General features: G+C 40.8%; 17 protein-coding genes. 7 read left to right on the top strand and 10 right to left on the bottom strand.

Annotated elements, in window-relative coordinates; all coding sequences use genetic code 11:
* Positions 1 to 3 precede the first annotated feature (3 nt).
* A complete protein-coding gene (locus tag TERMP_RS03330) occupies positions 4 to 795 on the bottom strand; it encodes a helix-turn-helix transcriptional regulator (RefSeq protein WP_048159741.1) in 792 nt (263 codons plus the stop codon).
* Positions 796 to 846: 51 nt separating this feature from the next.
* Entirely contained in the window at positions 847 to 1053 is a 207-nt protein-coding gene (locus TERMP_RS03325) for a PCNA-inhibitor (protein ID WP_013466942.1), read from the bottom strand.
* A 269-nt stretch (positions 1054 to 1322) separates the two neighbouring features.
* On the opposite strand from TERMP_RS03325, the gene glmS reads away from it, so the two are divergent.
* Positions 1323 to 3131: a glutamine--fructose-6-phosphate transaminase (isomerizing) gene (gene glmS, locus TERMP_RS03320; protein ID WP_013466941.1), complete on the top strand. Its 1809-nt coding sequence runs from the start codon at positions 1323 to 1325 to the stop codon at positions 3129 to 3131.
* 10 nt (positions 3132 to 3141) lie between these two features.
* On the top strand, positions 3142 to 5985 hold the full coding sequence (locus TERMP_RS03315; RefSeq protein WP_013466940.1) for a peptide transporter: 2844 nt from the start codon (positions 3142 to 3144) through the stop codon (positions 5983 to 5985).
* On the opposite strand, the gene TERMP_RS03310 is transcribed toward TERMP_RS03315, so the two are convergent.
* The 5 genes from TERMP_RS03310 to TERMP_RS03290 are packed head-to-tail and all read right to left on the bottom strand — an operon-like array spanning position 5982 to position 8345.
* Entirely contained in the window at positions 5982 to 6401 is a 420-nt protein-coding gene (locus TERMP_RS03310) for a ParB/RepB/Spo0J family partition protein (protein WP_013466939.1), read from the bottom strand. The two genes, TERMP_RS03315 and TERMP_RS03310, sit on opposite strands and share 4 nt — an antisense overlap.
* Entirely contained in the window at positions 6398 to 7075 is a 678-nt protein-coding gene (locus TERMP_RS03305; RefSeq protein ID WP_013466938.1) for a class I SAM-dependent methyltransferase, read from the bottom strand. The genes TERMP_RS03310 and TERMP_RS03305 overlap by 4 nt, the downstream gene beginning before the upstream one ends.
* A 1-nt stretch (position 7076) precedes the next feature.
* Positions 7077 to 7358, bottom strand: a complete 282-nt coding sequence (locus TERMP_RS03300) for an MTH1187 family thiamine-binding protein (protein ID WP_013466937.1) — start codon at positions 7356 to 7358, stop codon at positions 7077 to 7079.
* Complete coding sequence (locus tag TERMP_RS03295) at positions 7358 to 7621, bottom strand: ubiquitin-like small modifier protein 1 (RefSeq protein ID WP_013466936.1); 264 nt, start codon at positions 7619 to 7621, stop codon at positions 7358 to 7360. Before TERMP_RS03295 ends, TERMP_RS03300 begins: the two co-directional genes overlap by 1 nt.
* A 49-nt stretch (positions 7622 to 7670) precedes the next feature.
* On the bottom strand, positions 7671 to 8345 hold the full coding sequence (locus tag TERMP_RS03290; RefSeq protein WP_013466935.1) for an adenylate kinase: 675 nt from the start codon (positions 8343 to 8345) through the stop codon (positions 7671 to 7673).
* Positions 8346 to 8402: 57 nt separating this feature from the next.
* On the opposite strand from TERMP_RS03290, the gene TERMP_RS03285 reads away from it, so the two are divergent.
* Positions 8403 to 8861: a single- stranded DNA-binding family protein gene (locus TERMP_RS03285; RefSeq protein WP_013466934.1), complete on the top strand. Its 459-nt coding sequence runs from the start codon at positions 8403 to 8405 to the stop codon at positions 8859 to 8861.
* Here the strand turns inward: TERMP_RS03285 and trmY are convergent.
* Both trmY and pdo read right to left on the bottom strand, forming a co-directional pair.
* Positions 8858 to 9463, bottom strand: a complete 606-nt coding sequence (gene trmY / locus TERMP_RS03280) for a tRNA (pseudouridine(54)-N(1))-methyltransferase TrmY (RefSeq protein WP_013466933.1) — start codon at positions 9461 to 9463, stop codon at positions 8858 to 8860. The genes TERMP_RS03285 and trmY overlap by 4 nt on opposite strands.
* Before the next feature lie 38 nt (positions 9464 to 9501).
* Entirely contained in the window at positions 9502 to 10176 is a 675-nt protein-coding gene (pdo, locus tag TERMP_RS03275; RefSeq protein ID WP_013466932.1) for a protein disulfide oxidoreductase, read from the bottom strand.
* A 146-nt stretch (positions 10177 to 10322) separates the two neighbouring features.
* Here pdo and surR point away from each other — a divergent pair, with 146 nt between their 5' ends.
* From surR to TERMP_RS03255, 4 genes are all read left to right on the top strand, one after another.
* On the top strand, positions 10323 to 11012 hold the full coding sequence (gene surR, locus TERMP_RS03270; RefSeq protein ID WP_013466931.1) for a sulfur metabolism transcriptional regulator SurR: 690 nt from the start codon (positions 10323 to 10325) through the stop codon (positions 11010 to 11012).
* A 15-nt stretch (positions 11013 to 11027) separates the two neighbouring features.
* Complete coding sequence (locus TERMP_RS03265; RefSeq protein ID WP_013466930.1) at positions 11028 to 11225, top strand: DUF362 domain-containing protein; 198 nt, start codon at positions 11028 to 11030, stop codon at positions 11223 to 11225.
* Between the two features lie 7 nt (positions 11226 to 11232).
* The gene (locus TERMP_RS03260) at positions 11233 to 12420 is read left to right on the top strand and encodes a geranylgeranyl reductase family protein (RefSeq protein ID WP_193385913.1); all 1188 of its coding nucleotides are present in this window, start codon (positions 11233 to 11235) and stop codon (positions 12418 to 12420) included.
* 112 nt (positions 12421 to 12532) lie between these two features.
* Complete coding sequence (locus tag TERMP_RS03255; RefSeq protein WP_013466928.1) at positions 12533 to 12781, top strand: hypothetical protein; 249 nt, start codon at positions 12533 to 12535, stop codon at positions 12779 to 12781.
* On the opposite strand, the gene topA is transcribed toward TERMP_RS03255, so the two are convergent.
* On the bottom strand, positions 12778 to 14937 hold the full coding sequence (gene topA / locus TERMP_RS03250) for a DNA topoisomerase I (protein ID WP_013466927.1): 2160 nt from the start codon (positions 14935 to 14937) through the stop codon (positions 12778 to 12780). The two genes, TERMP_RS03255 and topA, sit on opposite strands and share 4 nt — an antisense overlap.
* Positions 14938 to 14945: the final 8 nt, after the last annotated feature.

Genomic DNA, 14945 nt, shown 5'->3' with positions numbered 1-14945 from the left:
AGCTCAAAGCACTCTCTTTGCAAACTGCTTGTAGTGGTGGAAAAGATCAAGCGCCCACTTTCTTGCTTTAGGATCATAACTGACCAAATCCATGGTCATGTCATATCGCCCATCCGGAAAGAGAAGCCCAAAGGCAAGCACGTAGTCTGTAACTGTAAATGAAACTCTGGGATTCCACTCTAAGGTATAAATTCGCATATTGGAAAGTTTCTTTAGGGCACCCAGCTCTTCGTCCTCAAGCATGTTGATGAACTTTTCATATGTCTTTTCTGGTAAAATTGCTTCGATATCAGCCCCTTTAAATGCAAGCTCTAAAAAAGCATCCGAGTATTCCCTGAACACCACAGAGGAAATCGCCCTCACCCATTTTGCCCTCTTGATGAGATCCGTGTACAGTTCATGAGGAGATTTTAATTCATCCGGTGAAGCCACAACAAGCTTGGAGTTTTTGAGATTTCCAATGGTTTTGAGAAACTCTTCTGGAACCGGTTTAACGTCGTGAGTTAGCCAGAAATTCTCGAACTTTGAGATAGCTTCAAGTGAATCTACAACATTCTTGAGCTGAATGTAGACTAAGTAGCCAATGTTTGTAAGCTCATACTCTCTTGTGCTTTCATTTTGACGCACAATATTTCTACTTTCCAGAGCTTTTAAAGCGTGGAGTATTGAAGAAGGCGTTGATCTAAGCTCATTTTGAAGCTCTCTCAAGACTTTAGGCCCACGTCCAAGCGCCAGTATCAGATCACGTCGCAGTCTTGAAGTAAATATTAGCCTCAGGAGATTCCCACCATCCATTGCTATCCCCTCTTTATTCTTACCAGCAACAATTAAAGTTTAAAAATTTCTTCATTCCTCATTAGATATTTCACTAATTTTAACATTTCTTATCCGTTTTGACCCAATTCTCAACGCCTTAAAATAGTTTATGTGTTCTTCTGGAAGGAAATTGTCAAGTTTGGTCATCCGGAGACGTTTCTTCTTATTATTTTTTCTGGCTTTCTCTTGTCTTACCTTTATTGGAGACCCTATGAACTCATCGAGCTTTTTGTCCATTCTCCCACCCGAAGAAATTGAAGGGTTCGATTATATAGGCTTTTTGATAACAATATGATAAATGAGAAATCAACCATTTAGATTGGTGAACATATCGGGAGGCAGAAACGGGAGCTGTTATACAGCGGAAGGATGCTAAACCGTTCTACACCATACAAAACCTTAAGAAATTACTTTAAAAACAGTTTTGAAATGGTTTTAGAGAAACTCTTTTAATTAAGGAAAGCATCTAACAAAAGGGAGTAAAAAGATCACATGAGGGATCGGGCATGTGTGGAATTATCGGATACATCGGCGAAAGAAAAGCATGTAATGTTCTTGTTGATGGTCTGAAGAGGTTAGAGTACAGGGGATACGACTCTGTCGGCATTGTCACTGAAGAGGATGGGAAACTATACATCAGAAAGGGAGCTGGAAAGATTGATGAGCTCAAAGAAAAGCTTGGGCTTCTTGAGATGCCCGGAAAGAGGGGAATAGGGCACACAAGATGGGCAACACATGGAATCCCAAATGATATCAATGCTCATCCGCACACTGATTGTACCGGCAAAATTGCAGTGGTTCACAATGGAATAATTGAAAACTATATTGAGCTCAAAGATGAGCTCCTCAGAAAGGGGCATAAGTTCAAAAGTGATACAGATACTGAAATTATCGCCCATTTAATTGAAGATGCCCTGAAGGATTTTAATAACTTTGAAGATGCCCTTAGGTATGCCCTGCTGAGACTTAAAGGCTCTTTTGCCCTCGGGATAATATATACTCATGATAGAGAGCATTTGTATTTTGTTAGAAATGAGAGTCCGCTCGTTTTAGGGATTGGACATGGAGAGATGTTTGCTGCTTCAGATATTCCCGCATTTTTACCGTATACAAATAAGGCTGTGTTCCTTGATGATGGGGAATATGCTGTCGTGACAAAAGATTCCTTTGTTGTAAAAGACCTAAAAACAGGTCAAGTCAAAGAAAAGAAAGTCCACGAAATTAACTGGACATTGGAAATGGCAGAAAAACAAGGGTATGAGCACTTCATGCTTAAAGAGATTCATGAACAGCCAAAAGCTGTAAAAGAGGCTATATATGGAAACCTGGGGATGATTGACAAAATCGCAAGAGAAATTGCAAATTATGAAAAGATATACATCGTCGCCATGGGGACCTCTTATCATGCTGCACTTGTGGGCAAATACATTTTCCAGAGACTCGTGAAGAAAGTGCCGGTAGTTGAAGACGCAAGTGAGTTTAGGTACGAGTTTGAGGATTTAATTGATAGAGATACCCTTGTTATAGCAATCACACAGAGCGGAGAAACTGCAGATACTTTGGCTGCAATAAAGTTGGCTAAAAAGAAGGGTGCTAAAGTTCTCAGTATAGTAAACGTTGTTGGAAGCATGGCTACAAGGCTCAGCGATCTTGTGCTTTACACCCATGCAGGACCAGAAATCGGTGTTGCCGCAACGAAAACATACACAACCCAGTTGACTGTTATTAGCATGCTTGCGATTGCACTTGCGAAGTATCTCAACACTGCTGATAGAGAGTACCTTCAGAAGATTGAAGCGGAGTTATATGATATGCCAAAGTACATTGAAGCCGCTCTTGGGTACGAAAACAAAATAAAGAATCTTGCAGAACGTCTTAAAGAAAAGAGGGACTTCTTCTATATTGGAAGGGGCATAAGCCTTGCCACTGCCCTTGAAGGGGCACTCAAGCTTAAGGAGATAAGCTATATACATGCGGAAGGACTTTCCGCTGGAGAGCTGAAGCACGGTCCTCTGGCGTTGATCGAGGAAGATGTCCCAGTAGTTGCAATAGCACCAAGCGGGAAAACCTTGGAGAAGATGATATCCAACATTCAAGAAGCTAAGGCCAGAGGAGCACTGATAATAAGCTTGGGAGACAGCGAAGAATTGAGAAAGGTCAGTGATATCTTGATAAAGATGCCCAAAGTTGATGAAGTTCTAAGTCCTATAGTTTATATAGTTCCTCTGCAACTATTAGCATATCACCTATCGGTCCTGAGGGGTAATGATCCGGACAAGCCAAGGAATCTGGCAAAATCCGTTACCGTTGAATGAGGTGGTTTGAATGGTGAAGACGAAAGTTAAAGAAAAATCCGGAGAGCAAAAAACTCATTCCGAACAATCATTCGATTTTAACAAACTCAGAAGGTACGCTTTTCCAATCTTAGTCGTGATTGTTGCGTTAATTGGCTTCAAAATCAGATATCAGACAGCAAGCTACAAGTACTTCATAGATCCCGACACATTCTATCATTTTGAAATTTATAAGCTCACAATAAAGGAGTGGATACCAAAATACTACATGATGGCGGATGCACCTTTTGGATCTAAGATAGCCGAACCCCTTGGACTTTACATGCTACCGGCATTGCTGTACAAATTCCTTTCCATATTTGGATACAGCGAAATAGCGGTCTTTAAGCTCTGGCCACCTTTGGTCGGATTCTTCAGCATTATTGCAATCTACTTACTTGGAAAGAAGTTCCATTCAGACTGGGCTGGGCTCTGGGCCGCTTTAGTCATGATGTTTTCCACAGCACACTTTGTGAGGACATTTTCAGGAAACAACAGAGGTGATGGACCGTTTTTGATGTTGTTCCTTTATGCCGTCATTGCACTGTTTATGTATCTGGACTCGAAAAGCAGAAAGAGATATCTGTGGGGGGCATTATTTGTGATATTTTCCGTCACCTCTCTGAGTGTGTGGAACGGTTCTCCATTTGGATTAATGGTTCTTCTTGGTTTTGGTAGCGTTTATGCTATCCTTCTGTTTATCTTTGGAAAAATCGAAAAATTCAAAGAGTTCATCAAAGACTTTTATCCAGCATATTTTGCAGTGCTCATTTTGGGGTATTTGCTAACTCTACCCGGCATAATACGCGTCAGGAGCTTTATCAGGTTTGCCTTCGAGGTATTCATAGCACTTGTACTGTTAACCCTGGTGATGCTCTATGGTGAGAGATTTAAGCTGAACTATTCTGACAGAAAACACAGATTTGCTGTAGTTGCGATAATAGTCCTTCTGGGATTCGCTGGAGCATACGCATATGTAGGTCCAAAGCTGTTTAAGCTCATGAGTGGGGCATACCAGTCAACTCAGGTTTATGAAACCGTTCAAGAGCTTGCAAAGACAACTTGGAATGATGTCTCAAGATACTATGCAGTGAAATCCTCAGATGGAATGATATTTTTAATCTCTCTGCTTGGAATTTTAGCGGTGGCACTTCGCTTTGTGCTTAGCTTGTCCAGAGAAGGAAAAATCGATGAAAAGCAGCTGTTTGTACTGATTTACTATACAATGTCCCTCTACTTAATGTGGACTGCAGTGAGGTTCCTGTTCTTAGCTTCAGGTGCCGTCATTTTGGTATTCGGGATACTTATCGGAGAGCTGTTTAGCTTTGTTGAGAACATGAAGGAGAAAGCATCCACGAAGGCTTTGTACGCTGTGCTTCTAATAATTCTCTTTATTCCAATTCCAGTAGTTGGTGCAACAAGCATGAATTCTCAAGCAAAAGCCATGGCAAGAGCGGGCTCAGTAACCCCATCTTGGGAAGAAACATTAAAGTGGCTGAACCAGAATACACCCAAGCTTTCAACTGCCACTTCATGGTGGGATTATGGGTACTGGATAGAGTCGAGCCTTCTCGGTAATAGGAGAGCTCCTGCTGATGGAGGGCATGCAAGGGATAGGGATTACATCTTAGCAAGATTCCTTGCAAATGATGGAACAAAAAGTGAGGTCGACTTTGAAAGCTGGGAGCTCAACTACTTCATAGTGTGGACGCAAGACATCTTCAAGTTTAACGCAATAAGCTATCTCGGGGGAGCAATAAGCAGAAAGGAGAGGGATAATCTTGGCATGATCCTGCCTTTCCAGAAATATGGGAACAATCTCTATGTGCTCAACCAAAACCAGGTTATAAGGGTAATTGAGCAGAACGGCAAGAAAAAGGTTATAATTCAAATCCAGAACCAGCAGCTTGAACCCATACAGGCTATATTTGTTCAGACTGGAGAAGTAGTCAGGGAACAGGGAACATATCCCGGTATCGTGTGGATATTTCCCAATTATGCTCTTCTTACATATCACAAAATAGCCTTCAGCAACTTTATCAGGATGGCATTTTTAGGAGGAAATGGGGTTCCAAACTTCCGGCTTGTTAAATCAACGGGCGACATTAACGTCTATGAGTTCCACCCATTTGTAGTTTACAAGATAGAGGTTTATAAAAATGGAACGTGGAGCCCTATCAAAAAGCTTGAGCCCGGAGAGTATAAAGCCAGACTCTACATATCAGCCTTTGGTAGAGACGTGAAGGATGCGACAATAAAGCTCAGGGCATACAAAAACGGAAAGCTGATAGCAGATGAAACAATAGCAACCAATGTTAACATTGATCATCTGAATGAGAAACCAGTTGAAGTAATGCTCAATGTTCCAAATGCAACTAAGTATGAGATTGTACTCATCCAAAAAGGCCCTGTGGGAGCATTAGTAAGTGCCCCAGAATTCAATGGCAAACTTTCCAACCCAATTTATGTTGTCCCAGAGGGAAAAAGCGGTAAACTCACATTAAAGGCAGAGTTTGACAAGGACTACACAGTTAGCCTATATTTGAGGGCTACAATTATCTATCTGGTCAGAACACAAGGAACAAACAATGAGGACGAGAATGCAGCATTTGAGCCATATATGGACATCATAAAGTATGTACCAGTTAAAGAAGGCATTTCAGTTAAAGCTGGTGTAAACACAATAACTGCAGATGTGGAGATGCCTCAAGTCTTTGCCCAGTATATAGAACAGCTCAAGCAGAAGTACGGTGCCGATAAAGTTATTATAAGAGGCAAGAGAATTGAGCCAGTGTTTATAGCGGACAAAGAGTATGTGATCTATAGCCAGGGTTAGTGTTTGTTTCTCACTATTTTTATGTCGTCTAAACTTTTTAGTTTTGATCTTTGAACTGTTTCTTCAATTTTTGTTTTAATTTCTTTTTTTGGTTTTAGAATTAGGCATTCCACTTGAGAAAACCCCAGCTTTTTAAGTGCATAAGCTCTGTGGTGACCATCAAGGATGTAATATTTCTTCTGATGTTCCAACACTATAATAGGAGCGTCGTAACCATGCTTGATCTCCTGTAAAACAATTAGCAGCTTTGCTTCACTTAGCTCTCTTTGAGTAGGTATCAGGATATCAAGCGGAAGATATTTATGATCTATGATGAATTTAACGCCGTAGATAAGCTCGTTTTCTCGTTTGAGGTGTCTTGCTCTTTCGAATGCTTTTTCTCTTGTTATCAAGAGTATCTCCTTCTTTTCTGTCACTTCTTAACTCCCCTAACAGCTATGAACGCCCCAAGATTCTTCAACTTTTTGTTAACTTTGCGGTCAACTTTCTCTGCAATCCCAACAAACGGGAAGAATGATGGGAAAAATATAACACTCTTGCTTTCCACATCGCTGAATCCTGCATTTGCTAAGAGTGATTCCAGTTCTTTTGAAGTGTAGAACCTTGCATATCTGTATGCTGTTTCAACAAACAGGCTTTTAACTCGCTTGAAGAGGAACCACAAGCTTTTTCCATTCATGGTTCCAATAACCACTTCCCCTCCTAGCTTTAATATCCTGTATATTTCATTCAGAACTTTTTCAGGTTCGTGAATAAACTCAAACATTGTAACGCTTAATACCAAATCAAAGGCTTCTTTTTTGAATGGCAGGTTGTATGCATTGGCCCGGATAAAAAGAACATCTGGGATTTTAGCTTTGGCAATTTTGAGCATTTCTTGACTCAGGTCAACCCCTATCACATCAAAGCCCCTTCTATAGAGCTCGAGGGTGTAATTTCCAGTACCACAGCCCAAGTCAAGTGCCCGTCCTCTTTTCGTTTTAATCATAGAAAAAATGAGCCTTTTTTCCGTTCTATCAACGTACTGCCCAACCTTTGTTTGATACCATGCATCATAGCGGTAAGCAATTTTATCAAAATACTGTGCCATCTTAAATCCCAAGCTTGCTTTCTATTGTGATAGGTTTATCTATCCTGTCATCAATTTTCACACTTATTACCACCCTTTTTGCTCCAGCTTTGAAAATTACTTCATGGCATCTTTTAATTAGTCTAAGAATTGAATCAATATTGCCTTCTACTACGGTTCCCATTGGGCAGACCATGTACTTTAGCCCACTCCTTCTTATCTCCTCAATCACTGGTTCAAGATAATTTCCAACACTTGGAGTATCTGTTCCGAGAGGAAAGAGGCAAATTTCTGCAACAGCCATTAACCACCACCAGCGGGGGGGAATATATGTACCACATCCTCCTCTTTCAGCTCTGTATCCCAAAGCTTCAGATGGACAATATTGTGTCCATTGACGAGTATCATGCCGTTAACGTCTCCATCTTCATCAATTAGCTCTTTTTTGATCCCTGGAAACATCTTGTCAAGCGTGTCCAAAAGTTCCTTTACGGTTTTTACACCCTTGATTTCAATCTCTTTTTTTCCGGTCAGGTCTCTCAATGTTGCATAAAACTTCACTTTCATCAAGACTCACCCAAGTCAAGTTTGTTGTTTGAAATAAAAGATTTTTCTGTCATTCATGCTCCTTTCTCTTTTTCTCTTTGTTGTAGATGTAATCTAAAAGCGGTCTGATTCTCTCCCACACTTCCTCAATTCCACCATGACCGTTAATTTGGACATATACCCCCTGTTTTCTATAGAACTTGATTATTGGTCTCATGTTTTTTATATAAACGTCATACCTCTTTGAAACGATTTCCGGTTTATCATCAGGTCTCTGGATGATCTTCCCGCCACATATGTCACACGTGTTTGGGATCTTTGGTGGTTTATAGTGGACATGGTATACTGCCCCGCACTTACTGCATATTCTCCTTCCACTTATTCTCTCAATGCTTTCCTCCTTTGATATGAATATATCAATTGCAACATCCAGCCTAATTCCGTGATCATATAAATAGTTCTCCAATGCCAAAACCTGCTCTGCAGTTCTGGGATATCCATCGATTATAAAGTTGTTTCGTGTTCTCCTAAGTCTTGAGAGGACAAGAGTATTAACCACAATGTCGGGGATTAAATCTCCCTGTGAAAGATATTTCTCCATCTCTCTTCCAAGTGTAGTACCTTTGTTTATTTCTCCCCTAATTATATCGCCGGAGGAGATATATACCAGATTGTATTTTTCAATTATTTTTCGAGAATGTGTGGATTTTCCGCTTCCAGGAGGTCCAAAAATCAGGATATTCATGCAGTTCACCGATACTGATTTATAATTTTAAACAATAAAAAGAATATGGTGGTTAACATGCCCCGCCTCTTAACTGGTTTTGTTAGAGCGGCTGGTTATGCAAACAAGGTGAGAAAAGTTTTATTCGCTATTACAAGGGGAAAAGTTAATCCCGAAGAAGTTGTTAGGGCTGCCGCCGAGCTTAACCAGTATCTCTTCAACAAATTCCAAGAAATTGGAGTTAAAAAAGAGGACGTTGTAAGAATTGAGGCTGAGTTTGATATTAAAGATGGAAAAATTGAATGGAATTTTGACAGCCTGAAAATCGAGATTTACAAGAAGGAGGAAGAAGAAAAGCTTGCAGAAGCAATGCGTGAGGTAGAAGAGAGCGAGAAAGCCCTCGAACTTGTAGTTGAAGAGCTCAGCAAGCTATCAGAAAAGCTAAGAAGCTTAAGTGATGAAATATCCCAACTTGTCCAAAAAATTAAGCAGGAGCACACAGCATTAAAGCTTGAATTCGAAAAAGAAGAAGCCTAAATACCCAAATTATCCAGAAAGATGTTGACATAGGCAATAACATGTGAGGTTAGGTAACTCTTTCTTCCGATGCTAATCTTTTCTGCAATGTTTTCAAGGAAAGCCTCATCTTCATCAGATAATCCAACATGATCTCCAAGAATAAACGCAATGTTTCCTTTAAAGTTAACCTCAGCTATCGGTTTACCTTCTTCGTGAAGGTAGTAGAGCTTTGCAGTCTTGAGGGTTTTTCTGATTATGTCCTCAAAGGTTAAATTGCTGATGTGAATTCCGGGCAAGACTTGATGCTCTTTGCTGGGATCTTTGATCCTTTCGCCAGCTTTTAGTGCTTTAATTATCAGTTTTGCAATGCTCCTCTCATCTGGATTTATTGTCTTGGGTCTAATCTCGCTACCTTCGAATCGAATGGTTTTAGGCGGATTCGGAGGACCATTTAGATTTAGCCAAACCCTAACATTTTTGCGAAAGCCATGGGAGAGCAAAAAAGCGGAGTTAATGCTTCGGCAGAGTAAATCAATCCTACCACTTGTCCCGGGTAGATCTTTCAGACTGAAATCCGCTTTTGTATGAGCATGATTTGCTTTGATGATGAAAATCCTCATTGTCATCAAAATTAAAATAGAAAAAGGCTTTAAAAAAATCACTCGAGTGCCTCAAGAAGTTTCTCAAGGAACATCTTTTCTGGATATGCGCCCTCAAACTCAACTTTGTCGACACCGTCAACCTGTATGACAATCTTTGGAACCGCCATCACCCTGTACTGGTCAGCCCATTCTGGGTACTCAATAGCCTCAACCATGTCTCCAAGTATTTTGTTCTTTCCAGCAAGTGCATTTTCGAGGGCAAACTTGTGAGCCATTCTAACTGCCATGGGGCAGTACGGACAGGTTGGGGTGACAAAGACCAAGATTCTGACGTCCCTATCGATTTCTTTGAGTGTTTCCTTGGTTTCTTTCATCAAGTCAGTTGTTCCGTTGGAGACATCAACTATGTCCTCAAGGAATGCACCGAACTCGTGCCCTGCTGGGAGACCAAAGTATCTGACGCCAAAATCCTTTCCGTCTTGGGTGATTACTGTAACTGGAGCTCTGTCAACCCTGTATCTCTGTGCCAGTTCCTTTTCAGTGTCGAAGTCATGAACTTCAAAGCTAACAAGATCACTCAGCTCGCTGATTTCCTGAACAAGCTGCTTTAACTGCTCGCAGTACTGGCAGTGATCTTTGCCAATGAACACGATGAGCTTGACTGGGTTAGTTAGCTTTGAGAAAAACTCCTCTCTTATGACCTTCTTATCTCCATCGCTTATCAATCCCATTCCAAACACCTCCAAATTCTTGAGCTAAAGGTTTATAACCTTTAGAGTGCAACATTTTAATAAAGTTTGCAAATTTAAAGTTGTCAACCAAAGGTTGGATGCACACTATATAAGCTTTACGCTACAAATTTGAGTAGGTGGGGGACATGTCTGAACCGGATATATTTTACATTCTGGGAAATAAGGTGAGGAGAGATTTGCTCAGTCATTTAACTTGTACTGAATGCTACTTCAGCTTATTAAGCAATAAGGTTAGCGTTTCCTCAACGGCAGTCTCAAAACACCTCAAAATCATGGAAAGGGAGGGACTCCTCAAATCATACGAGAAGGAAGGTAAATTCATAGGGCCTGTTAGGAAGTATTATAAAATAACTTTGTCAAGCACTTATGTTGTCACTGTGACTCCTAATTTATTTTGGTACAGGGGCATAAAGCTGGACGAAAAGCCCAAGTTGAAGAGATTTGAAATAGATCTGGAAAACCTTGAAGAGTCTCCCAATACCCTTCAGTCTATGGTTCTCAACCTTATTGATGCCAATAAACAGCTGCACATCCTGCTGGAGGCTTTAAAGTCTCTTGAAAGCTATAGGGATATGCTTGTGAAGACGATAAAGGAACGCTATTTGGAAGAGATCGGAGACATGACACAGCTGGCAATACTTCACTATTTGATGCTTTATGGTGAAGCTACAATTGAAGATCTCAGCGATCGCTTAAACATCAAGGAGAGGGAGGTCATCAAGAAGGCTGAAGAGCTAAACAAGTTTGTACCGTTAACAATAAAAGACAGAACAATAAAGATAGACGAGGAAAAATTGAGAAAAGTGGCAAAATAGCAAGGGGGTCCATCTATGGCGCTTCCACAGGTTGAGATTCTAATTGATAAAGAAAAGTGCTATCTTTGTGGCTCTTGTGTAGCAGTGTGCCCAAAAGAAGCAATAATAATTGAAAACGACGAATGGAAGTTCTTTCAAGAAAAATGCATTGGGTGTAAGTTCTGCGTTTTGGCATGTCCAGTTGGAGCATTGAGTGCCAAGGAGGGTGAGTGAAATGGAGCTGCATTATGATGTTGTAGTGGTTGGAGCCGGCATTGCGGGGCCAATTCTCTCAAGGAATTTGGCTAAAAAGGGATACAGTGTTCTCATGATTGACAAAAAAGCCGAAATTGGAACACCAAAAAGATGTGGAGAAGGCTTAGGAATAGAGGCATTTAAAAAGTATGACATTCCGTTGGATAGGCGTTTTATAAATAGGGAAATTTATGGTGCTGCAATATATTCCCCGAGCGGCTATAGACTTGAAATCAGGTATGATAGGGTTGCAGGTGTAATCTTGGAAAGGAAAATCTTTGACAAGATGCTGGCATATTATGCAGCCAAGGCTGGAGCAGACGTTATGGCAAAGACAGAGGCTGTTGGCTTAATAAGAAAAGAAGGCAAGATAGCTGGAGTTAAGGCTAAGCACGAAGGCGAACCTTTGGAGATTTATGCTGACGTTATTGTCGCGGCTGATGGGGTAGAAAGCAGAGTGGCAAGATGGGCTGGAATAAACAGCTTTTTACCACCTCACGAGATTGATTCAGCCTATGAATATGAAATGATAATCGAGAATTTTGAGTTCGATCCAGATTTGATTCACCTCTACTTTGGAAATAACATCGCCCCAAGAGGCTACGTATGGATCTTTCCAAAAGATGAAGATAGGGCAAATGTTGGAATTGGAATAAACGGAGATAATCCCAAAACAGCAAAATACTACCTCGAAAAGTGGCTCAAAGAGAACAACATAAAGGGAACAAAGATTCTGGAGGTTAACGTCGGTGGAGTTCCTGTTGGCGGCTTTTTGAAAGAACTCGTTAAAGACAACGTTGTAGTTGTCGGAGATGCGGCAAGACAAGTAAATCCAATGCACGGAGGAGGAATGGCGGAAGCCATGGAAGCGGCAACAATAGCGAGCAAGTGGATCGACAAAGCTTTGAGCGAAGAGAACCTTGAACTTCTCAAAGGTTACACAGAAGAATGGTGGGCTGGAGAAGGTCAAAAATTGCTTAGGATTCTAAAGGTCAGGCAGATAAGTGAGAAGCTCAGTGATGATGAGCTTGATGCTGCAGTTCAGGCATTAAGCGGTGCAGATGCTGAAAAGATAGCTGCTGGAGACTACAAGGAAGTTTTCAAAGCACTGATAAAGCATCCAAGGATTCTACTCAAACCAAAGATGCTTAAACTTCTGAAAGAGGCGCTTTAATTTTGGCAACTTTTAAGTTTGCTATTTTTTGACTTATTACAAACAATCTGCATCCTTCTTGAAAAGTTTTTTATACAATTGTGTAAAATTTAATATTTGGGGTGAACCTAAGTTGGCAACTGCCTACAAACTTGCTGTTTTGCCCATAGTCGGTAGCATTTTGGCAAGAATAATGGGACCGACATCACCAAAGACAGCAGCATATCTTTTCGTGATATTTTTGGTGCTTTATCCTGGATGGTTTATTTATAAGACGTCAATTGCAGGATTTTATGAAGAGGAAAAGGGTCAGATGATAAAGGCGTTTGTGTTATGGTTTGCTTGTTTTGTTGGGGGAGTTGTAATACTTTTTGCTGGCTAATATTTATTTTTGTCCATTTTCTTTTTGCATTTCATATCCAGACATACTTCGTATTCCTTCTTCCCTTCTTTGATTTTTACTACTGGAGCATTGCACTCGGGACAAACTTTTCCTGTGGGGATTATTTTCCCTCTCTGAAGAAGAGGATATGTGACATCGCAACTGGGCCAGTTAGAGCAACCTACAAACCGCTTCCCAGTTTTTCTGTTGTATCTCACAACTAAATCCCCACCGCATTTGGGACATTTTCCCACAATTATTAGGTTATTACTTTTCTTTTCATGATTTTCAACAGCGTTTTTTATGGCTTCTTCTTCCTCAGCTGTCAGCTCTTTAGCAGTTTTTTTCTTTGATTTTTTGTTTTTTTCACGTTCCAACAACTTTTCCATGAGTTCCTTGCCTATGTCAAGTTCTTTGGCTTTAAACTCCCTGAGAATCTTTATCAGCTGACCCCTTGCTTCTTCAATGACCCTATCCTTGCTAAGCTTTCTCTTCATAATTTCGTCCATCTTCTCTTCAAATTCCCTTGTAAGCTCAACACTTACAATTTCTGGTACGTTCTTTTCCAAAGCTTCAACTACCTTCATGCCAAGAGGGGTTACCCTAATTTTCTTTTTTCCCTCGATATATCCCCTTTGATAAAGCGTCTCCAAAATCTGTGCTCTTGTTGCCTTTGTTCCTATTCCCAGATCCTCCATTTTCTTGATAACACTTGCCGGCGAATATCTCGCGGGAGGTTTTGTCTTCTTTTTCTCACGTTTGATTTGAATAACCTTGACAGGTTCTCCCTCTCTAAACTTGGGCAGAATAACTTCATCAAAGCTGACATATTTACCGTAAATTTTAAGCCAGCCCTCCTTTACTGTCCTTGCTCCACTCAAAATGAAGTGGTGATTGTTTGAGTTTATTATGACCTTCATAATCTCCCTAACTGCTGGATCTGCAAATGCTGCCAAAAATCTTCTAACTATCAAATCGTAGATGTTCTTTTCCTCCTGAGTTAGCTCTCCGGGTTTGGGCAGTTCACCAGTAGGGTAAATTGCTGGATGAGCTGGGTCATCTTTTTGCCCTTCAACTGGTTTCAACTGAGGTTTACCCAAAAGCTCATGGGCGAAAGGTTTATATTCAGGGATCTTTGCGAGGCTTTGAATTATGTATTTGTAGTTTAGATTTTTTGGGAGCTTCTGAGAAGATGTTCTGGGGTATGAGCAGATTCCCATTTCATAAAGACGCTGTGCAATGTCTAAGGTCTTCTTTGGAGAATAACCAAAAGCAGAGTAAGCTTCTCTCTGGAGTGTTCCCAAGTCAAATGGATGTGGGGGATTTCTCTTCTGCTGCTTGACTTCAACTTTCTCGACAAAAGCTGGCCCTTTCTTAGCCTCTTGAACAATGCGCTTTGCTTCTTCCTCATCTAAGATGCGCTCTTTTTCGTAGGTGGCTGTATACTGCTTCCCGTTTTTCTCCAAAGTCATCTTTATGACCCAGTATGGGGTTGGCTTGAAGTTTGCAATTTCCTTTTCCCGCTCAACTAAGAATTTGAGCGTAGGTCCTTGAACTCTACCTGTACTCAAAATCATCCATTTACCGCTTGCACGCTTTATGGCATGCGTCAGAGCCCTTGAAAGGTTGACACCCCAGTACCAGTCGAGGATGTGCCTGGCTATTCCGGCATCTGCCATTCCAAAGTTTATTGTCGGTTCAAGGTTGTACCACGCCTTGAGGATGTCCCGCTTTGTTAATGCAGAGAACTTCATACGCTTTGCTTTCTTTGGATCAACACCGCAGGCATATTTTAGTGCTGTATAACCGATTACTTCACCTTCAGTATCATAATCACAAGCCACAATAAACTCATCAGCTCTTTTTGCAAGCTCTCTCAAAGCTTTGATATAATCTTTAGCATAGCTTTTTCCTTTTTCAGCAACATAGACCGGAACCCATTCGATGTCAAAAATCGGATAGCCATAGGTTTTGGTTTTTGGAGCCAATGTATAGAGATGACCAACTGCTGGAGCTACGATGATCTTCTTTCCATCACGGCTTAATTCATAATATGGAACCCCATAAAGTGTTTTTCTTATTGGTTTTCTTTCAGCAAGGGCATATGCAATCTTTTTTGCGACATTCGGTTTTTCTGCTATGATCAGTGTGACCATAGTAACAC

This window comes from Thermococcus barophilus MP (assembly GCF_000151105.2).
GTDB classification, from domain to species: Archaea; Methanobacteriota_B; Thermococci; order Thermococcales; family Thermococcaceae; genus Thermococcus_B; species Thermococcus_B barophilus.
This window is presented reverse-complemented; position numbering and strand designations above follow the sequence as displayed.